The organism is Gemella haemolysans, from assembly GCF_901873445.1.
GTDB lineage: Bacteria > Bacillota > Bacilli > Staphylococcales > Gemellaceae > Gemella > Gemella haemolysans_C.
In genome coordinates this window covers 34,807-54,365 of record NZ_CABFLN010000030.1, presented here as the reverse complement: position 1 = coordinate 54,365, position 19,559 = coordinate 34,807, and the positions used below count along the sequence as shown (strand labels likewise).

At 30.4% G+C, this 19,559-nt stretch carries 24 protein-coding genes; 6 read left to right on the top strand and 18 right to left on the bottom strand.

What is annotated here, in order from left to right; all coding sequences use genetic code 11:
* Positions 1–5: 5 nt before the first annotated feature.
* The 15 genes from JX287_RS04670 to JX287_RS04600 form a co-directional block, all read right to left on the bottom strand.
* A complete protein-coding gene (locus JX287_RS04670; RefSeq protein WP_204642871.1) occupies positions 6–1,979 on the bottom strand; it encodes a DNA polymerase in 1,974 nt (657 codons plus the stop codon).
* A 53-nt stretch (positions 1,980–2,032) separates the two neighbouring features.
* Positions 2,033–2,716 (bottom strand): DUF2815 family protein, encoded by a 684-nt coding sequence (locus JX287_RS04665; RefSeq protein WP_204642869.1) that lies wholly within the window; start codon positions 2,714–2,716, stop codon positions 2,033–2,035.
* 27 nt (positions 2,717–2,743) lie between these two features.
* The gene (locus JX287_RS04660) at positions 2,744–3,925 is read right to left on the bottom strand and encodes a DUF2800 domain-containing protein (protein ID WP_204642867.1); all 1,182 of its coding nucleotides are present in this window, start codon (positions 3,923–3,925) and stop codon (positions 2,744–2,746) included.
* Positions 3,925–4,419, bottom strand: coding sequence for a hypothetical protein (locus JX287_RS04655; RefSeq protein ID WP_204642860.1), 495 nt, complete (start codon positions 4,417–4,419; stop codon positions 3,925–3,927). The genes JX287_RS04660 and JX287_RS04655 overlap by 1 nt, the downstream gene beginning before the upstream one ends.
* A gap of 11 nt (positions 4,420–4,430) precedes the next feature.
* Positions 4,431–4,790 carry a hypothetical protein gene (locus JX287_RS04650; protein ID WP_204642858.1) on the bottom strand — a complete coding sequence of 120 codons (360 nt, stop codon included), beginning with the start codon at positions 4,788–4,790 and terminating at the stop codon, positions 4,431–4,433.
* Positions 4,768–4,956 carry a hypothetical protein gene (locus tag JX287_RS04645; RefSeq protein ID WP_204642856.1) on the bottom strand — a complete coding sequence of 63 codons (189 nt, stop codon included), beginning with the start codon at positions 4,954–4,956 and terminating at the stop codon, positions 4,768–4,770. The genes JX287_RS04650 and JX287_RS04645 overlap by 23 nt, the downstream gene beginning before the upstream one ends.
* Positions 4,946–5,350, bottom strand: coding sequence for a DUF3310 domain-containing protein (locus JX287_RS04640; RefSeq protein ID WP_204642854.1), 405 nt, complete (start codon positions 5,348–5,350; stop codon positions 4,946–4,948). Before JX287_RS04640 ends, JX287_RS04645 begins: the two co-directional genes overlap by 11 nt.
* A 69-nt stretch (positions 5,351–5,419) precedes the next feature.
* Entirely contained in the window at positions 5,420–5,656 is a 237-nt protein-coding gene (locus tag JX287_RS04635) for a helix-turn-helix domain-containing protein (RefSeq protein WP_204642852.1), read from the bottom strand.
* Positions 5,653–6,000, bottom strand: a complete 348-nt coding sequence (locus JX287_RS04630) for a helix-turn-helix domain-containing protein (RefSeq protein ID WP_204642850.1) — start codon at positions 5,998–6,000, stop codon at positions 5,653–5,655. The genes JX287_RS04635 and JX287_RS04630 overlap by 4 nt, the downstream gene beginning before the upstream one ends.
* Before the next feature lie 15 nt (positions 6,001–6,015).
* Positions 6,016–6,456, bottom strand: coding sequence for a dUTPase (locus tag JX287_RS04625; RefSeq protein WP_204642848.1), 441 nt, complete (start codon positions 6,454–6,456; stop codon positions 6,016–6,018).
* 3 nt (positions 6,457–6,459) lie between these two features.
* Complete coding sequence (locus tag JX287_RS04620) at positions 6,460–6,651, bottom strand: hypothetical protein (RefSeq protein WP_204642845.1); 192 nt, start codon at positions 6,649–6,651, stop codon at positions 6,460–6,462.
* A 3-nt stretch (positions 6,652–6,654) separates the two neighbouring features.
* Positions 6,655–6,891, bottom strand: coding sequence for a helix-turn-helix domain-containing protein (locus JX287_RS04615; RefSeq protein ID WP_204642843.1), 237 nt, complete (start codon positions 6,889–6,891; stop codon positions 6,655–6,657).
* Positions 6,878–7,078, bottom strand: coding sequence for a hypothetical protein (locus JX287_RS04610; RefSeq protein ID WP_204642840.1), 201 nt, complete (start codon positions 7,076–7,078; stop codon positions 6,878–6,880). Before JX287_RS04610 ends, JX287_RS04615 begins: the two co-directional genes overlap by 14 nt.
* A gap of 1 nt (position 7,079) precedes the next feature.
* Positions 7,080–7,403, bottom strand: a complete 324-nt coding sequence (locus JX287_RS04605; RefSeq protein WP_204642837.1) for a hypothetical protein — start codon at positions 7,401–7,403, stop codon at positions 7,080–7,082.
* A gap of 56 nt (positions 7,404–7,459) precedes the next feature.
* Positions 7,460–7,654, bottom strand: coding sequence for a helix-turn-helix transcriptional regulator (locus JX287_RS04600; RefSeq protein WP_204642834.1), 195 nt, complete (start codon positions 7,652–7,654; stop codon positions 7,460–7,462).
* 168 nt (positions 7,655–7,822) lie between these two features.
* Between JX287_RS04600 and JX287_RS04595 the strand changes: the two genes are divergently transcribed.
* The 5 genes from JX287_RS04595 (at position 7,823) to JX287_RS04575 (ending at position 12,208) form a co-directional block, all read left to right on the top strand.
* On the top strand, positions 7,823–8,236 hold the full coding sequence (locus JX287_RS04595; protein ID WP_204642831.1) for a helix-turn-helix domain-containing protein: 414 nt from the start codon (positions 7,823–7,825) through the stop codon (positions 8,234–8,236).
* On the top strand, positions 8,226–8,663 hold the full coding sequence (locus tag JX287_RS04590; RefSeq protein ID WP_204642829.1) for an ImmA/IrrE family metallo-endopeptidase: 438 nt from the start codon (positions 8,226–8,228) through the stop codon (positions 8,661–8,663). The genes JX287_RS04595 and JX287_RS04590 overlap by 11 nt, the downstream gene beginning before the upstream one ends.
* A 13-nt stretch (positions 8,664–8,676) precedes the next feature.
* A complete protein-coding gene (locus tag JX287_RS04585) occupies positions 8,677–9,243 on the top strand; it encodes a hypothetical protein (RefSeq protein ID WP_204642826.1) in 567 nt (188 codons plus the stop codon).
* A gap of 251 nt (positions 9,244–9,494) precedes the next feature.
* Positions 9,495–10,697 (top strand): hypothetical protein, encoded by a 1,203-nt coding sequence (locus JX287_RS04580; protein WP_204642823.1) that lies wholly within the window; start codon positions 9,495–9,497, stop codon positions 10,695–10,697.
* A gap of 434 nt (positions 10,698–11,131) precedes the next feature.
* Positions 11,132–12,208 carry a tyrosine-type recombinase/integrase gene (locus tag JX287_RS04575; protein WP_204642820.1) on the top strand — a complete coding sequence of 359 codons (1,077 nt, stop codon included), beginning with the start codon at positions 11,132–11,134 and terminating at the stop codon, positions 12,206–12,208.
* Positions 12,209–12,253: 45 nt separating this feature from the next.
* On the opposite strand, the gene cas9 is transcribed toward JX287_RS04575, so the two are convergent.
* Positions 12,254–15,337 (bottom strand): type II CRISPR RNA-guided endonuclease Cas9, encoded by a 3,084-nt coding sequence (cas9, locus tag JX287_RS04570; RefSeq protein WP_239650332.1) that lies wholly within the window; start codon positions 15,335–15,337, stop codon positions 12,254–12,256.
* A 252-nt stretch (positions 15,338–15,589) separates the two neighbouring features.
* Entirely contained in the window at positions 15,590–17,068 is a 1,479-nt protein-coding gene (locus JX287_RS04565) for an aldehyde dehydrogenase family protein (RefSeq protein WP_204642817.1), read from the bottom strand.
* Positions 17,069–17,411: 343 nt separating this feature from the next.
* On the opposite strand from JX287_RS04565, the gene JX287_RS04560 reads away from it, so the two are divergent.
* A complete protein-coding gene (locus tag JX287_RS04560) occupies positions 17,412–17,957 on the top strand; it encodes a thermonuclease family protein (RefSeq protein ID WP_204642800.1) in 546 nt (181 codons plus the stop codon).
* 124 nt (positions 17,958–18,081) lie between these two features.
* Here JX287_RS04560 and JX287_RS04555 read toward each other — a convergent pair whose 3' ends face one another.
* The gene (locus JX287_RS04555) at positions 18,082–19,452 is read right to left on the bottom strand and encodes an amino acid permease (RefSeq protein WP_204642783.1); all 1,371 of its coding nucleotides are present in this window, start codon (positions 19,450–19,452) and stop codon (positions 18,082–18,084) included.
* Positions 19,453–19,559 lie beyond the last annotated feature (107 nt).

Genomic DNA, 19,559 nt, shown 5'->3' with positions numbered 1-19,559 from the left:
CCATTCTAATCTTTCATATAATATTTAGTTTCAAATCCAGCACCTTTTAGCACTAATCCAGGAGCCCAAGGAATAGGCTCGGCCAAAATATTATTTACATCTTCTAGTTTTTCATCATCATAAGCATCTATTACCACTTCATCGTGAATATGCATTACAACGTCATAATTTTTTTCGTATAGTCTTAATAATGTTTCCGCTAGGCAATCTCTTGCTATTGCTTGCACAATATTCTCGACTAGCTTGCCTCCATAAGTTGAGTTAACTTCCCATTTTTTAGTGGTTTGGTTAACCCCGTAATAATGAAGTGCATCTTTTTCAAATTGATTCAGTTTTAGAAAAGGCTTAGGATAATATAGTGAACGCCCACTAGGTAATTTAATTGATATAAAATCAAGCCCATACATCATATCCCATTCACGTTTAATCTCAAGACCTCGTACATATTGAGTTCCGTTGCCATTCATGGCTTGAATTACAGCATCTCCAACGGCATACCACAAGCGGACAATGTTTTTATTAGCTTCTCTCCAACGAACTTTAATATCCGTAAGTTCTTCACTAGTAAGCCCCATTCTATCAGCCCCCATTGCTATTAAAGCTGACTCTCCGCCTTGATATCCTAATGCTAATGTTGCAACTTTACCACGTTGCCTTAAGCTATACTCAGGATTACCTTTTGAGATTTTATCAATTGGTACATTAAACATCTGACTTGCTGTTGCTTCGTAGATTTTACCATGCGTTGCGAATACTTCGTTGACCCACTCTTCACCAGCTAACCAAGCAATTACACGTGCTTCAATAGCACTAAAATCACTTATTATAAACTTATCTTTACTAGCAATAAATGCTGTTCTTACTAATTGGCTTAGAGTGTCAGGCACATTACCATAAAGAAGTTTTAAGGCCTCGTAATTACCATCTTTTGCAAAATTTCTAGCTGTGTCTAGCGTATCAATGTAGTTTCTAGGTAAGTTTTGAACTTGCACAAGTCGACCTGCCCAACGACCAGTCCTGTTAGCTCCGTAAAACTGTAACAACCCTCGAACTCTGTTATCCTTACACATCGCATTTTCCATAGCTGAATATTTACTTACACTAGTTTTTCCTAACTGCTGCCTTATCTCTAATACTCTTTTAACTTTTAACGGTAAATTATCTCTCGATAATAAATCAGAAATAACATCTTTTGTTAATCCGTCAAGTTCTTCTCTTAATTGACTTTCAACCCAGGTTTTAAGTTGACTAACGCTATTAGGATTTTCAAGTTCAGTAATTTTAAAAGCTTCTTCTGTTAAATTATTAGTACTTTCAAAGTCAATAGAAAGCACACCGTTTACTAATGCTCTATCCACCATTACTCCGTTAGCATTCATTAAAATATCCATTTCCCAAAGTTTTTGTTCCTTTGATGGAACTTCAAAAGCTTTTATATATTGATATATTTCATATTCTGCTTCTACGTCCTGCATATTATATTCACAGTATAGTTTCCACTTCTCTAAATCATGATGCGGATCATTCCAAGTCCTACCACCGTTAGTCTTAGTAGGTTTACAAGGAACAGAGAAATATTGAATTAATCTACTTCCAGTTGTCAGCTTTTTCTTATCTTCTGCAATACCTATTGCCTTACCAGTCATTCCTAATCCAGCAGGCAATCCTAAATAAGTAGCGTGCATCATAGTACACCTCCACTGAGATATATTAGTCTCAAATCCAGCCCTATTTAAGCAGTACCACTCAAAAGCAGCATTATATGCATGCTTAATACAATCTGGATTATTTAATAGAGCAACGATATCATCAGGAATTTTCTCACCTTGTTTTATATCTACCAATTTAACTTCCGAATCATTAAGTTTGTAAGAGAATAGCAAAATTTCAAAGTCTTCAGATTGAGCATATTTGTAAGCCCCACATTTAGATATATTCTCACTGCTTCGAGTTTCAATATCGATACTTAAATGTTGCATATAGTCCTCCTAAACATTTAGGGGGGCTAACCCCCCTTAGTAATTTATTAATATTAAAGTGGAAGTCCAGTTAACGGATCTACACCAAATGAACCTTGTTGAGTTGGTTGTTGGTATTGAGGTGTAGTTTGTTGATACTGCTGTACAGGTTGTGCTTGTTGCGGATTAGGGAAAGGATTAGGATTTGATGCACCACCTAACGATGTGAATAATTTATCTGCAGATACTGGAGCACCACCTAAAACTTCACCATCTCTAACTTTTTGAATATGTGTTAGTCCAAATCCTACACCTTTTTTCCCTGTGTGCATATATGGAAATACATTAATAGCTACGTTCGCATAAACTCCAGAATAAATTTCAGATTGATTTAAGATAGGTTGAACATTTTGATCTACAATTTGAGGTTGTCTATCAGCATTTGCACTGGCTGTAAATACCCAACAACCTTTACATTCATCTCCGAAAGGTGTTCCATCTTGCTTCACACCATCACCATCATGAATAGGATTAGCAACTACAGGAGGCATTACTCCGTTCCATTTCTCATTTAATCCCTTTTGAGCTGCAGCTTGAATTGCTGCATCTAATCTTTGTTTACTATTTAAATCACTTTTCGGTAATAAAATTGTAGTGCTATATTTTGGTGGTAAATCTGGATTATTTGAGTATGGTTTAAATACATTTACATAACTTAATCTCACGTTTTGTACTACTGCTGTTGTTTCGTTTGTCATAATTTTAAAATCTCCTTAATTTCTGTTTTAATTTATTGGTTTAAAAATACTAGTTGCTTTTACTGTATTTGTTATTGAAGGTCGTTTGTCATTTTCAAACACTAAAGTAGGTTTCCCTTCGCTGATTACTACCATATCACCTACCAAATTGTTAAATTGTTCTTTTCCAAGGGCTTTTTCTAGTTTAGCCAAAGTCAACGGTACTTTATCAAAGATTATTGCTTCATCAATACCGCCATCAATTAGCTTCTTAAGTGCCTCATCTTGATTAGTCCAAGAGCGTGAGGTTCTTCCAGCTACTGCTTTTAGTCCCTTTACATCTTCACCAGTTAAGCATAGATTCAAGGCATAGGCTTTTAAATCATTAACCCACTTCGCTATGTCCTCACCTCTTGAGATATATTCGAATAATTTATCTCTAGGAATTTCATTAGGATTTAAGTGTATTTCTGATTCAAGAGATAAATTATTCTCCGCCCTGGCCGAACAAATATCACGGGCTTTACAGAATTTACAAGCCTTAGCTGATGGAACTAATTCACCATCACCACTTAGAGCCTTACTTGATTGAACGTTGAAGTAATCTCCCCATAATAACAATTCTGTTAGATCAACTTCCCAACTAGAATAATTATTTAATCGTGGCTGTACAATATTCATTTCAATTCTTTTGATATCGTAGATTAAACTAAAAGCGTTGTAAGCACCAAGTGCATATAATATTAATTGTTCATTTTTCTCAGCTGATACAGGAACACCTTTTCCATATTTCAAGTCGATTATAGAAAGCGTAGATCCGTGAATTAAAATACAGTCACACGTCCCAAATCCACCAGGAACCCAGCTAGAAAAATCTACTCTTTTTTCAATCTCTATATATGGCTTAGATGGAAAGCTTAAAGCTTTTTCTTTTATAAAATCAACATAATTGTCTGTGAACCCATCCATTTCAGCTTGATATAATTCATCTTCTTTTATCTTTTTAACTGATGCATTAAGTTTTCTTTTACCAAAGCCTTTTGAATCTAAATAATGCTTTAATTTAAGTTCGCTTAATTCATGAGCCAATGTTCCTTCCTTTGCATATACAGACTCAGTATCTGGAATACCTTCCTCCATTTGCACGCTACCAGGACAGGTGGCCCACCTACTGGCACCACTAGCACTAAGCTTTGCATGAGCCCTTTCTTTGTGATTAATTTCAGTCATTAGATAGCCGCTCCTAATTCTCTTAATCTCAGTGCAAAAGCTCCGTATTGTTCAGCAGGTAATGTTGTAAGCGCTAATGAGTTAAACTCCTGTAATAAGCCTTGTAAAAGTTGAATTTTACCTGCTTGAACTAAAGTACTTGATGCACGTTGTAAGTCTTCTAAAGTATAAGTTTTCTCTGCAACAGGTACTGCGGTTTGTACTGGTTGAGTTTGCACAGGCTGTTGAACTGGTTGTACTGGTACTGTTTGCTGAACAGTTTGTGTTGGTGCAGTTTGTACTTGCACTGATTGAACAGGTTGAGTTTGTACTGGCACTGATTGAACAGGTTGTTGAGTTGGTAACTGAGTTTGTTGCACAGGAGAATCTTTAATTGGCTCCACATTAACCGCCACATTCTCAACATTATTTCCATATTTAGCTATAATTTCATCTAATAAAAGGATACCCTCCTTATTTGTGATTAACACATTTGCATTTACTATTAATTTCATTTTTTAATCTCCTATTTTAAATCTTTTAATAATCTTCTACCTTCTTGGATATACTGAATTTTTATATTATGATCTGTACATTCTTGAATATTTTCTATAACAACATCAACTAATTTCTTTAAATATCCTCTTCTTGAAAACTCCTCTGATGAATGGTTATAATCTTTTAAAAACGCTATGCTTTCCAAAGCGGTATATTTACCATCTTCAATTAAAATTTCACCATTATTTTTTAGTTTACTTATAGGCATTCTCATTTTTGAGTAAGGAAAACCTAAATCATTAACTAAATCATATTTACTGCATCCAGGATTAGTATATATGTAATTTCTAATCGCTTGAGTTAAATTAACTCCAGTATTCTTCCTCATTCTTAAAATCCTCCAATATGTAAACTTTGTTATCTAAAATATCTCGAGCCTCTCTTAATCTTCTTCGTTCTAAGGAATCGAAATTGTTGCAATCAAGAATATCAGATATTTTATTACTTGTGAATCTTAATTCCTCTATTTGTTCTGAGTATTTTTTATTCTCCATTTTTTTCATCTCCTAATCTCCTTTGTATTTCTTTTACCATACCTTCTAGTACTTTAGCACCATCTACCATGACACAGCTTATATTTCTACCTTTTAAAAACTCTTTCTCTTGTTCGTTTAATAAATCATTTAACTTATCAAATACTGCTATTTCTTCAGAACGCTTTTCACTAGCTTTTAAACCGTCCAAATCATTCAACCAAAATTCACAGTATCTGATTATCTTCTTGATATCGTCTTGCGGTTCGTCATGTTTCTTATTTGCTCTAATTCCATATTTCAAAATGTTAGCTTGACACACACTGCCAAAGTCCTTAACTACATCTTGAATTAAATCTATTGTTTCAATTCCACCTGCTTTATAGTGGTTCGGATTAATAATATCTTTTGTCACTTGCAATTTCCTCCTAAATGTGTTATTTTTAAGTTGTAAATTTTTGTAAGTAGTCGTTGTTTTAAACGACTATTTTTTTATGGGGTAAACTTCCTTAATAGGTTTGACTTCTTCAAATAATTCACCAGGTGTAATCTTGAAATAATTACACAATATATCAATAGTATTCATTTGAATAGCTTTAATTCTATCGAATTTTATGCTATTTAATGTCGGTCTACTCAATCCAGTATCTTTTGATACTTGCGTTATTTTTAAGCTTCTTTCCGCCATTAATTCCCATAGTTTGATTCTGTATTGTTTCAAATCATATAACCTCCTTTGAATTTAAATTTATTATGTACTCTTCTAAGAATTCCTAATATATCCGCTTCAGGCAGCTTAATAAGTTTTTGATATATTTCTTCAACATCGTTTTTACCATCACCATATAGCAATTTATCAACACTAGTATTTCCCATGATAGCTATTTTAAATAAAACTGGTTCTGGAGGAAGTCTAAACCCTTTCTCCCAGTCAGACACACTACTTTTACCAGCTCCAATCTTTTTAGCGAAATCGATTAACGTTAAGTTTCTACGCTTCCTAATAGATAAAATGCGTCTCCCAACTTGTTTTTTGTTAATATTTTCATCTTGGTTTCTTTTCAAATTAAATCACCTCCTTTATTTGTTACCGCTGCTGCCATATCCACCAGTTCTTTCTTGTGACAGAATTTCAATATTGTCTATAGGTAAAAACTTCATGAATATTCCTTGGCCTATTCTTGTGTGTTTTTCAATAATTACTTCTTTATCAGTAATGTTGTCGTACAGAAAAGTGATGTGTCCTTCGTTACTTTTATTGTTGTAAAATCCTTTATCAATAACAGCAACACTATTACTCATTCTCAGTCCATATTTCTTTGCCATACTAGATCTAGCAAATAACAGTAGCACTTCACCATCATTCATATAAGCTTTAACTCCAGTAGGAATTAAATTGTTAATAGTTCCTGGTCTTAATATTATTCTTTCTGCAGTGTAGAAATCAGCACCACCATCACCAACATTTGCAATTACTGGTAATTTTCCATCATACCCTTTTACAAGTTCAAATCCTCTCATATCCTATACTCCTTTCTTCTCTATATAAACTAAAATACTTTCATTTCCTAAACAATCTAAAAAATCGTTAAGATCCTCACAATCATTCTCTTCATATAATCCGTATAAAGTTACTGCCAGTGCCTCACTTGAAATTTTTATGTGTTCTTGAATATTATTTTCAGCATTCAAACGTTCACCTTTAATAATCAACATATCCTATACTCCTTTCAATTCATTTAAATCTATATCTAATACTTTAGCTATTTTAACGATATGTTCTAGTTTTATATTTTTCACACTACTGTATCTGATTCTACCTACAGTGCTATGTGGTATGCCAGTTAATTTAGATATCCGTTCACAAGACATACTAGTTTCCTCTTGTCTTGTTTTCAACAAATATTTAAATGCCGCAATAGCTTCACTACTATTTTCTTTGCTAATCTTCAACATCTTCTTCACCATCTGGGAAAGCGTAAGCTCCTCTTTCATCTAATCCGTAAAACGGAATAAATATTGAGCCCATAAGCCCTGCTAAAATCCTTTCCCACTCAATGTTGCTAAATATTAGCATACATGCTGCAACAACCACGCACGTCCAATAATATGTATTGAATTTTCTTTTTCTTAGTTTATCCATTTTAACCAACTCCTATATTTTTAAATTCTTGTACTGTTTTCTTAGTGAAAGGTAACACATACTTCTCTAGTCTTTTATCTTTGAAATAATCATAGTTAGAAGCAAAGTGTAACCAGGCATAAACATTGAATTGTTCTTGACCTACTTTTAAATAACATCCCGATGGGTAGAATTTTTCGTCAATTTTTTCTTTGAATTTATTTCTATACTTATCATAAGTTGTAGATTTTATGTTAAAACAATTCATTATTTCATCTTTAGAGATGTACGGAAAAGAAAGATCAAGTTTTTTTAATTCCACTAAATTTAATTGAATTTCTGACATTAATTTCACCTCCTTATAAGTTTATATCAAATTTAATTTGATATAATAATCAAAATTTAAAACCTAATGTTATCAAGAGGAATCCCAAAAATTAGGCTTAATTCCTTGGCTTGTTTAACAGAAGGTGTTTGTCTGTACTTTTCCCAATTTACTATAGTTTGCTTAGTAACACCTAGTTTTTTAGCAACATCTTGCTGTGTTAACTGTGCGTTTTCTCTAGCAGCACTAATTGAGATTTCTAATTTAGTCACTGTATCACCACCATATTTTTTATATTCTGAGATTTTTTTTTCTCAACCTCACGATTTTATTATATATCAAATTAAATTTGATGTCAATACATTAATCAAAAAAAATTTTACTTTTTGTATTGAAATTCAAAATAAATTTGATATAATATAAGAAAGGAGTTGAATAACATGAGCAACAATCAAAAAGAAAAAATTATTTTTTCTAACAACTTAAAAAGATTAGTAGCTAATAGTAACTTACCTCAACGAGAAATAGCTAAACGAATTAAGGTATCTCCACAAACATTTAACACTTGGATGCAAGGGATAGCAATTCCTAGAATGTCTAAAATTCAATTATTAGCTGATTTCTTCGCTATAGAAAAATCCGATTTGATTGAAGAAAAAAGTAATATAGTTTCTGAAAATCAAGACATTTCAACGATGGTAGATGATTTAATGAATAATCTCAACAGTAAACAAACCCTAATGTTTAAGGGCGAACCAATGGACGAAACAACAAAGGAGTTAGTGCGTGCTTCTATCGAGCAAGCGGCCCGAATTGCTATGGCACGACACAAAGAATCTAAAATTGACGATTAAAGAGATTTATACTTCTCTTACAAATAAATACGGAACAAACGATCCATTGAGAATAATTAAAGAATTAGGAATAATTGTACAATTTGCCGACCTTGGAGAAAACAAAGGTCTATATCATACGTTGGAAATAGAAGATAACATTTACCACTGCATACACATTAATAACAATTTATCTTCAAATGAACAAAGGTACACGTTAGCACATGAATTAGGACATTATATTCTACATCAAGGCTCTAATTTGCATTTCTTAAGACGTGTAACAAGCACACCTCTATCAAGACAAGAAATAGAAGCGGATTTATTCGCTAGTTATTTCATGGTATCAGATGAAGAGATAAAAGAAATAAATAATCTCACATATATTTCTGAGGCTTATAAACTAGATTATAGAATATGTGAGAAAAGGTTAGAATATATAATTTAAGGAGAGATGCATTATGTTTTTTAAAAAGAATCCAGAAAAAGAACGTTTAAAACAAGAACGTAAACAAAAAGAATTAGAGTTAAAAGAACAAAAGAAAAAAGAAAAGGAAGAGCTAAAAGTTAAATCAAAAGAAAAATCAGAAGAAAACAAAATTAGAAGAACAGAATTTAAGAAAACGTTAACCTTAAGAGGTCTGATAATAGATGAAATAACAGAAACATTTAAAATAAATACTGATTATTTCAAAGTTTTTAAATTTAATGAATTAGTAGACTATAAAGTTATTGAAGACGGAGCAAAGGTTACTCAAGGTGGTGTTTCAATAGGACGTGTAGCTGCTGGGGGATTACTTTTAGGTGGTACTGGAATGATAATCGGAGGATTAACTGGTAAGAAAAAACTAGAAGATCAAGTTACTGAGTTAACAATTGAATTTACGGTTACTGGTTTAAATGAAGGTACATACAAAATAAATTTAATTGATAAACCTGTTAAAAAAGATAGTATTACATATAGAGGCACTACTGTTCAAGCAAAAGAAATATTAGAATTTTTCGATAAAATATCAAATGTAGAATAATAAAACATTAAATTAGATTTATAATAAAATATATGTTATAATGATATCAGATAGGGCAATGCCCACCGTGAAGAAGTCTTTTATCATTAGATAAAGGCTTCTTTTTCTTTTTAAACTAGTCGAATTCGACCAGTTTAGACAAATAAAAAAACTCTACACTAACAAGCGACCAAACTAGATAGTGTAGAGATACAACAAGAATTTTAATAAAATAAAACTCTCTTTTATTATAACATGAAGGAGGTGCTTCTGTGAATACTATGGATACAGAAAGTGCAAATATTTTAAAAATACTAGAAATACCAAAAGAAACTAAATATTGGTTAGTTCGTGCTGGACGTGGAGAAGAATATGAAGATTTTAAACAGTCTAGTAGCATAGGGATTCAATACAATCAAATATCACTTGAAAATTTAATTCAATTAGAAAAAATTTCTATTAATGTACCTGAACTTACACCATCAGGACGTAAACGAAAATCAGAAACTATAGAAAAAGAATATAATAAAAAGAAAAAGGATTTATATACTAGTTTAGTTTTAAGAAATATAAGACCCAAACCGTCAAAAAATGGTGCATCTCAAATAGGATCTAGATTACAAAATTTTTATAACAAAATGAATATCGGTGATATTGTTATAGTTCCTTATAGAAGTTCTAGAAAATTTTTAATAGGTATTATTTCAAGTGAAATGTATGAATTAACTGATGATGAATATTTAGAGTTAAAAAACAAAGTTGAATTAAATTCAATAGGGCAAAAAATATCTGTATGTAAGAAAAGAAGAAAAATTACTTGGGTAAATGAAGTTAATAGAGAATGGATAAATCCTAAACTTTTATATACCATTAATATGCACCAGTCGATTATTGATATAACTGATTATGGAAAATATATAGACGGTTTATTATCGCCTGTTTATATTAAAGATAATGTAATATATGGCAAAATATCTGTACGTACAAAAGATAATATAAATTCTGAAGTTTGGGAAACTCTATATAAAACTATTAATAAATTAAAAAATAAAGATGATGTAATTGACATAAAAAGTAATGTAGAAAGTCCTGGTTCACTCTTACTTTCAATGGGTATAGGAGCTATTTTTATAGGAGTATCAGGCTTCATATGTTGTGTTTTATATTTTTCTAAAGAAATAAGTGTTTTAGGTGTAAAGTTTCAAGGTATAAAACGTTCTCTTAATGAAGAGAAAAAAGAAAAATTAGAAAATAAAAATCTAGAAATTAAAAATGAAAAAGATAAAATTGAACTAAAAAAACTACAAAAAGACCAAATTTTAGAAGATAAAAAACGAGAATTAGACTTATTAGAAATTGAAAAGAAAATATCAGATTTAAGAAATCAATCATCTGAACAAGATAGCGTACGAATAGAATCAATTGATTCTGAATTAGAATTGCCATCTATTTATAATGAAATCGAAAATCAATAACAAAAGAAAAAATATTATTACTAATTTCATTATGAGGAGATACTTTAAATACTGTTAAAGTAATTAAAGAAATAAAAACTACCCACTTAAAAGGCAATAAAAAATAAAATAAACTGTATATTATTGATAAAATGAATAAATAACCACTAATAACTTGTAACTTTTTCATTGTTTTATCTCCTTTAATTTTATAGTATTATTATACCAAAAATAATTGATAATTAAAACCAATTAAACAAAAATAAATAAAAAAACTCCCTGCACCCCGCCAAGAGTTAGAGAGTTTTTGTCAATCGTAAGTCCGTTTCGAGTATTATTATATCGTCATATATTAATAGGATTCTCAAAACTACTTAAGATGTGGAGCGAACCTCGCTCATTTAGTTAATTATAACACACATCTTAATAATTTAAAAGAAAGGATGTGTATTTCTATGTGGATAGAAGAACAAAAAAACGGAAAAGTAAAATATTGTGATCGAGTTAAAGATATTTCTGGGAAACTAAGAAAAATAACTGTCACAATGGATAAAAAAAGCAAGAAAAATGAAGATATCGCAAGAGAGATATTGAGAACCAAAGCTCAAGATTTAAAATACGTAGTAGATAACAATATTACATTTTTTGAGGGATTAGATATAATATACGAAAAACATTATAAACATGCCAGAGCAAATACAAGACACAATAATAAATCTATTATAAATTTAATTAAGAAAAAAGGTTATGACATTAAATTGAATTTAATTAATGCAAGATATTTAAAAGATGTAATAGAACAAAGTACAACTTCAGACAAATACTATAATGAGGTGCTAAAAAGAGTAAGAGTATATATTCGTTTGCTATATAAATTTGATTATTTGAAAGATATAAATTTTCTTGATAAAATGGACTTAAAGAAAGTTGAAGCTAAAAAAGATAATAGATACCTAGAACAAGATGAAATAGATATAATTTTAGATGAATTAGATCATAATATTAGATATAGAAATCTTGTAGAATTCCTTATCAACACTGGATTACGAATAAGTGAATGTCTGGCCTTAACATTTGATGATGTTGAGGGAGATATACTTACAATAGATAAAAGTTTAAATAGAAATAGAGAAATAGACTTAACAAAAACTGATACTTCAAATAGAAGAATATCATTAAATAAAAGATGTTTAGAGATAATAGAATCACAACGAACAATCAGTAATAACTTTTCAATTACTCTATCAGATTTTCACAATAAGAATAATATTATATTCTTTAATACTGTTGGCTCGTACTGGATAAAAGAAAATGTAAGTAGATATTTAAGAGAACATACGACTATTAAATTTACATTGCATATGTTAAGACATACTCACGCTAGTTTGTGCATTGATAAAGGAATAGATGTTGAGTTAATTTCAAAAAGATTAGGTCACAAAAATTCAAGAGTAACTAGAGAAATTTATATCCATAAGACAAACAAACAACAAGAATTAGAATTTGAAAGTTTTAGAAATATTCAATTCTAATTGCCCCTAAACTGCCCCTAAAATAAAAATAGCGTTGTTAACTTCCTAGTTTAACAATGCTTTTTGTATGCTGATGAACACCTTGGCATGATGTAAATCGTTTATTTCACGTACTTTTATTAACTGATCACCGTTTTTTGAATCCCTATTACCTTCTTTAATTTTCCCGAAGTTTTGTCTAAAACTAGATACATTTTCCGCTTTAGAGTAACATATTGATGTTTCTGGATTTAATTCTCCTAAGATACTAGCTACTGCTTTTACTGATTGCGATGTTTCTACTAATTGACGTGCTATAAAACCACTCAGCTCTTCATCAGAAAACTCTTCTGTTCTAACTAATCTATTATATTTTTCATCAGTAATTAATTTTTTTTCTTTTAAAAATTTCCAAAATTTTCTATTGCTAGGTGTTTGAATATCAGAACCTAACGGATATCTATCAGACTTAGCTGCATTATATCCTCGTTCTACTAATACCGTATTCGTAAAACTGTCATCTTTTATTTTTGATTGAGGGTAGATGTGATCTATATCATATTCCGGAGTATACAAATTTTCTAGCTCTATTTGCTTACCACTATACATACATCGTCCTAATTGCATATAATATAGATATAGTTTTTTCGCTTTTAGCTTGGACTGTTCTTCAGAGCTTAGTCTATCATTCAGTACATCAAAATTAATTGCACCAATTTCTTTTTCTAGCTCTTTTACATCTTTCTTAACAGCTTTATAAGCAAGTTTTAATTGTTTTTCACGTGAAGATGTTGGTTCTTTCTCCCCTTGGTTAGATCTTGTTGTCTCTACAAAAATTTTTTCAGGTGCACACCCTATAATCTTCTTAAGTTCTTCTACTATTCTAACAGTTTGCCAAATTGAACGTTTGACAGCTGGGGATACATATAAATCATCTAGGATTTCTGGTGTAATTTCTGTTACTTCTTTTTGTAACTCTTTATTGTAATCAGTTATCTGTTGTGCATAATCGAATCTATCTGCTAATAACTCCATGAATAGTATGTTATTTTGGCGCATAGCTCCTATTATATTTAAGCATTCTCCAGTTTCCTCATTATAAAGTTTTTTACTAACTAATTCTGTTAATAGTTTTCTAGAGAATCTTCCCCAGCCTTTAAATTCTAATTTCGAAATCTTATCTATTTCATCTATTGAATAAATATCTCCATAAACAGATTCTATTTTAGCTTTTATTAGTTTTTCTTCTCCATATAACGTAATCCAAAGAATTATATTTTCTACATATTCAGAGTTAAACTTGTTCCCTAAGATTTTCTTGAAATCTCTATAAGATTTAAGATCATTCTTCACAGTAATATCAATACCTGTGATTTCGCCCTTACCATCTATATATCCTTCTGCTTTCAATAAATTTTTAATACTTGTTTTTGTAACTTTCTTACCTTGTTGTTTGAAAAGTTTTTCAATAATAACATTTCTAGCTTCTAGACTTATTCTATTTCCATCATATTTTAATGCATTCAGCTCATTTAATAATGCAAACTCAGAATATAATAATGAATTCTTCGGAAGAACATCTTCACCTTTAAGATATGTACATTTATTAGTCAAATTCGTAATGAATTTCTCTGCACTAGCACTTTCATCAATTACTTTCTCATAATTCCAAGGAGTTACTGGTGTATTCTCATACCCTTTATTTCTTACAGACCAAGCAAATCCATCTTCTTTAGCTTTTTTACTAGAATTTAGTGGACCAACATAGTACGGTATTCTAAATTCTAATAATTGAATTACTTTTTCTCTTACACTATATCCACTCTCATCTTTTTCATCTAAGAAGCTATAGTATTTAGCCGCATTATCTAAAATTTTTACTAATTCTTCTTTGTGAATTTGATACGGTACTACAGAATTATCTTTTGTTCTTTGAAGTGGTAAGAATAGTTCTAATTCTAAATCTCTTAATATTTCATCTTTAGCTGCACTTTCTTCTAGTTTAGCTAGTTCTTTATCTAAGAATTTTTTAAAGTCTTCGTAATTACAACCTTTACCTTCTTCGCTATTACGAATGTAATTTACATAGTTAGTTCCTTTATCTTTATCCTCTTTAAAAATAGCTGAATACAATTCTATTTTTTTCTCCGCGGATAATTTAGAATCACTTTTCACAAGTTTTTTTAATCTCAACAAATCATCTTTATGTTTCTCATAAAGTTTAACTTTTGATTCTGATAATGTTTTTCCTTCTTTTTTAATATCGGAAAGAATAATACTATCATAAATCTTCTTAGCTAAATCTAGTAATTCAATATAGTTTGATAGAACTTGTTCATAATCATGTCGAACTTCTTCATAGATTTTTTCTTTGAAAGAAACTGATTTTACGGATGCATCTAATTCTTTATACTCATCAATAGCAAATATTTTATCTAATGATGTTTTCCCTCCAAAAATAAGTCTAAACACTTCTAATAATTGTTTTTCTTTTGGATATAGTTCTTTAATATCATTCAACTTATCTTTTGAAGTTTTTTTCTCTAATGAAATATCCGCAATTTTATCAACAACTTTTTCTGTTACTTCAAATCCTACATGAAGTATATCAAGTTCTAATAATTCTTTAATTAAATTGTTTAAATTACCAGCTTTAAAACTTTGACCTTGTAGTAAGAAATGTCCTCTATTTTTTAAGATATGATGTATTGCTAAAAATACTTTTCTTATATCAGGATTTTCCTCAGTCATAAGTTTTGTTCTTAAATGATAGATTGTTGGATATTCTTTATAATAATCTTTATCTGTATAATCTTTATCATTAAAAATCGCATACGGTACTTGATGGGTTTTATCCTCATAATGATATTGACTTTCCTTTAACCTTAAGAAAAAATTAGAATCTATTTTGGCTATTTCTTGAGTAAATAATTCTTCTAATAAGTTTAAACGCCATTTTCTTCTAGCTAATCTTCTTCTACTAGAACGATATCCTCGGCGTTCTTCTGCAGTCTTAGCTTCTTCAAATAGTCTAACTCCCCATAATCTTTTTTTATTTTTTCTAATAATTTTATATTCAGTATCAGTGGCAGCCCAACCCACACTTGCTGTTCCAATATCCAAACCAAGATACCATGTTTTATTAGTCATATTTTCTATACCTCCTCAAAATTCAAATAAATATATTATAAAAACATTTTCATCTTTTATTTTATCATATTTATACTAAATATCCAAAAAAAAAATTAATATTATTTTCAAAATTAATTTACATCAAAAAATTAATAATTACTTTGTTATTTTAAGAGATAAATTCATTTTATAAGAATAAAAAACAAAAGAAGCAACTCAAAACTATACTAATTCTAAGTTGCTTCATGATCATAGTTTTATGTTATTATACTAGTTGTAGAATCCTGATACATCATCACTTAAGTCAATTAAGATATTTTTCATTTGTGAATAATGTTCTAGTATTACTTTGTGAGTTTCACGTCCAATTCCTGATTTTTTGTATCCTCCAAATGGCGCATGTTCTGGGATTTGGTTATAAGTATTAACCCACATTCTTCCTGTTTCTACTTTACGTGCGATGTTTAATGCACGTGTAATATTTGTAGAGAATACTGCTCCTGCAAGTCCGTATTCACTATCATTAGCTTGAGCGATTACTTCTTCATCAGTTTTGAATTTAATAATTACTGAAACTGGTCCGAATACTTCTTCTTGAGAGATACGGCAACCGTTGTTTACTCCAGCGATTAATGTTGGTTTAACGAATGCCCCTTTATCACATCCATTTTCTGTATAACGCTCACCACCAACGATTACTTCTCCACCTTCTTTTTTAGCTATTTCGATATAATTAACAATTTTTTCTGCTTGTTTTTCATCTATTTGGCTACCCATTTGTGTATTTGGATCTAGTGGATCACCGATTTTAATTTTTGCAAATTTTTCTTTTACTTTTGCTACAAAATCATCGTAGATTCCTTCTTGTACGAAAATTCTTGAACCTGCACAACATACTTGACCTTGATTGAATAAAATACCTAATTGTACCCCATCAAGTGCTTTTTCAATATTAGCATCATCTAAGATAATGTTAGCAGATTTACCTCCTAATTCTAATGTAGCTGGAATTAGTTTTTCTGCAGCTGCTACAGCAATTTTCTTACCAATTTCTGTAGATCCTGTGAATGCAAGTTTATTTAATCCTTGATGATTTTTTAGGAATTCCCCTGATTTACTTCCTCGTCCTGTGATTACATTTAATACACCTTTCGGTAACACATCTTGAATTAATTCTACGAATGTTAGTAAGCTAAGAGATGTAATACTTGATGGTTTTAGGACAATTGTATTACCTGCAGCTAGTGCTGGTGCTATTTTCCAAGCTGCCATTAAGAATGGAAAGTTCCAAGGAATAATCTGCCCTACTACCCCAATAGGCTCTCTTAGAACTAAACTTAGGAATTTTTCATCTAAAACTGTTGCTTGCCCTTCATCAGCTAAAATACATCCTGCGAAGTATCTAAAATGTCTAGCACTGAATGGAACATCTACGTTTAGTGTTTCACGAATTGGTTTTCCATTATCTAAAGATTCTACGGTAGCTAATAATTCTGTATTAGCATCAATTATATCTGCAATTTTGTTTAGTAAAGCTGCACGTTCAGATACTGTTGTATATTTCCAAGTTTTAAACGCTTCTTGTGCAGCTTCTACTGCTCTATTTACATCTCCTTCTGTTGCATCTGGGAAGTTTGCTAAGTATTCAGAATTAGCTGGATTATATGATTTTAATACTAATTTGTCTTCAGCATCTACCCACTCCCCATTGATAAACATCTTAAAATTTTCTTTTTTTAATTTAGTCATATTCTTTTCTCCTTTGTTTTTTATTGTAATATTATACTACCACCGAAAGAGTACGTTTACAAAGTATCTGTTTATACTTAATTTAACACTGTTTAAATAAAGTATTATTTGGAAACATTGAAACAATAATTAATCATATATATACAAGTTGAAACCGTTATTTTATAAGCTCTTCTTTAAACTTATAGTAAACTCTTTAGAGTTAATATTTTATTATATAAATCAATATTAAGTTTATAATTATTAGTAAAATTTAACATTAAAAGTTTAAAATTTTCGTGTTAAATTATCACTTTATAACTTTCAGTAAAAGTGATAGAATTAATTATAAGGGGGAATAATTATGAATAAGAAAGTTTTTATAATCTTCTTTATTATCTTCCTAAGTATCTTTATGATTATTATTTCAATTATAAATACTCATGGAGATGACTATAAGGAAGCAAATATTAATGGTATATTAATTAAAGGTGATAAAACTAAATATAAGGTTAAATTCCTTAAAAAAATTGATGGCGATACAATTCTAGTTCAATTTAACCATAAAGAATTAAAAGTGAGATATTTACTTATCGATACTCCTGAAACAGTTAAACCAGGAGTCGAAGTTCAAAAATATGGACCTGAAGCTAGTGATTTAAACGGAAAACTTCTGTCTAACGCTGAAAATGTTGAAATTGAATTTGATGTTTATCAAAAAGAGGATAAGTATCATAGAGCTCTATGTTATGTTTATGCTGATGGCAAAAATGTTCAAGAAGAATTACTAGTGTCTGGTTTGGCTGAAGTAAAATACGTAAAACCACCCGATACTAGGTACTTAGAAAAATATAAAAAGGCACAAAATAAAGCAAAAAGTAACAAGCGTAACCTATGGTCTGGTGTATAAATTAAATAATTACAAAAAAGCAACTCAACAATTAAGATCTGGTAATAGCCCCCAAAATTTGTCCAAATTTTGGAGGGCTATTACCTCTCTTAGAAATCTCTTTTGCTGAGTTACTTCTGTTTTATTATTTTAACTTACTGTTTTTGTATGAGAACGTAAAGTAAATTATCATACCTACGATTACCCAAACAATGAAGATAATCCATGTTGTTAATTTAACACTGTATAATAGTGCTCCGAATAAAACGATAGAGATAATTGGTAATATCGGCATACCTGGTACTCTAAATCCACGTTTTAAATCTGGGAATTTTTTGTAGAATACTATAGTAGTATAACTTACTAACGCAAATGCTATAATTGAAGCTACGTTTGCTAAGTCTGCTAGGTTACCTAATGGTAAGAAACCAGCTAGAACGGCTGTTAAAACTCCTAATCCCCAAGTTACAGTACTTGGTACTTTATTTGCATTAACTTTTGTTAAACCTTTTGGTAATAATCCATCACGAGCAATTGTATAAGTAATACGAATACCTGCATACATGAATGATAAAATACCAGCCATAAGTCCGATTACCGCACCAAGAGATACGATACCAGCAACTTTATTTTGCCCAACTTCTTCTAATACGAATGCTAACGCATCCCCAGTTCCAAGTCTATTGTATTCCACAACTCCTGTTAATACTAAACATACTAGAATATAGAAAGCTGTACAAACGATCATTGTGATAATAATTGCTTTCGGTAATGCTTTTTCAGGGTTAATTGTTTCTTCTGCTGAAGTTGAAATAGCATCAAACCCTAAATAAGCAAAGAATACTGTAGTAGCAGCTAACATTACTCCAGAAAATCCTGTTGGAGCAAAATTATTTGTCCAGTGAGTTGGTTCAACGTAAAATGCACCAACAACAATGAATAAAATTACAATACCTACTTTTGCAGCTACCATAAGGTTATTTACCATTTTACTACTTGAAGTTCCTTTTGATAGAATAAAAGTAATTAACAGTACGATAATAATCGCTGGGATATTTCCATATCCACCTGCTGAAGGTAATGTATAAATTTCTTTTGGAAGATCTACACCTAGCCCTGCTAATAGTCGAGAGAAGTAACTAGACCACCCATTGGCTACTGTTGCGGCTGTAAGAACATATCCTCCTATTAAAACCCATCCGATCGCATACGCTACAATTTCACCAACAGATACATATAAGTAAGTATATGTACTACCACTTGATGGAATTGTCGATGCTAGTTCTGCATAACATAGCGCTGCTAAACAACATGCTAATCCTGCAATTAAAAATGAAAATACTACTGCAGGTCCAGCTTCTGCTGATGCTTTACCTGTTAATACTAAAATACCTGAACCAATAATCGCCCCAATTCCGAATAGAACTAAATCCATAGTTTTCATCGTGGGATTCAACGTTTTATTTCTTGATTCAGCTAAAATTGAATCAATTGATTTTTTTCTAAAAACGCTCATAATTTCCTCCTAATTTAAAGTAAATATTCTCCCCTATTAATAATATTTATTAATTATATCACAGTTATAGATTATTCGCTACTAATTGATTTACTTATGTAAGTAAA

Coding starts and splice junctions, on each gene's coding strand:
- JX287_RS04670 (WP_204642871.1), bottom strand. CDS start 1,979: ATGCAACATTTAAGTATCGATATTGAAACTCGAAGCAGTGAGAATATA.
- JX287_RS04665 (WP_204642869.1), bottom strand. CDS start 2,716: ATGACAAACGAAACAACAGCAGTAGTACAAAACGTGAGATTAAGTTAT.
- JX287_RS04660 (WP_204642867.1), bottom strand. CDS start 3,925: ATGACTGAAATTAATCACAAAGAAAGGGCTCATGCAAAGCTTAGTGCT.
- JX287_RS04655 (WP_204642860.1), bottom strand. CDS start 4,419: ATGAAATTAATAGTAAATGCAAATGTGTTAATCACAAATAAGGAGGGT.
- JX287_RS04650 (WP_204642858.1), bottom strand. CDS start 4,790: ATGAGGAAGAATACTGGAGTTAATTTAACTCAAGCGATTAGAAATTAC.
- JX287_RS04645 (WP_204642856.1), bottom strand. CDS start 4,956: ATGGAGAATAAAAAATACTCAGAACAAATAGAGGAATTAAGATTCACA.
- JX287_RS04625 (WP_204642848.1), bottom strand. CDS start 6,456: ATGAGAGGATTTGAACTTGTAAAAGGGTATGATGGAAAATTACCAGTA.
- JX287_RS04620 (WP_204642845.1), bottom strand. CDS start 6,651: ATGTTGATTATTAAAGGTGAACGTTTGAATGCTGAAAATAATATTCAA.
- JX287_RS04615 (WP_204642843.1), bottom strand. CDS start 6,891: ATGTTGAAGATTAGCAAAGAAAATAGTAGTGAAGCTATTGCGGCATTT.
- JX287_RS04610 (WP_204642840.1), bottom strand. CDS start 7,078: ATGGATAAACTAAGAAAAAGAAAATTCAATACATATTATTGGACGTGC.
- JX287_RS04605 (WP_204642837.1), bottom strand. CDS start 7,403: ATGTCAGAAATTCAATTAAATTTAGTGGAATTAAAAAAACTTGATCTT.
- JX287_RS04595 (WP_204642831.1), top strand. CDS start 7,823: ATGAGCAACAATCAAAAAGAAAAAATTATTTTTTCTAACAACTTAAAA.
- JX287_RS04585 (WP_204642826.1), top strand. CDS start 8,677: ATGTTTTTTAAAAAGAATCCAGAAAAAGAACGTTTAAAACAAGAACGT.
- JX287_RS04575 (WP_204642820.1), top strand. CDS start 11,132: ATGTGGATAGAAGAACAAAAAAACGGAAAAGTAAAATATTGTGATCGA.
- cas9 (WP_239650332.1), bottom strand. CDS start 15,337: ATGACTAATAAAACATGGTATCTTGGTTTGGATATTGGAACAGCAAGT.
- JX287_RS04565 (WP_204642817.1), bottom strand. CDS start 17,068: ATGACTAAATTAAAAAAAGAAAATTTTAAGATGTTTATCAATGGGGAG.
- JX287_RS04560 (WP_204642800.1), top strand. CDS start 17,412: ATGAATAAGAAAGTTTTTATAATCTTCTTTATTATCTTCCTAAGTATC.
- JX287_RS04555 (WP_204642783.1), bottom strand. CDS start 19,452: ATGAGCGTTTTTAGAAAAAAATCAATTGATTCAATTTTAGCTGAATCA.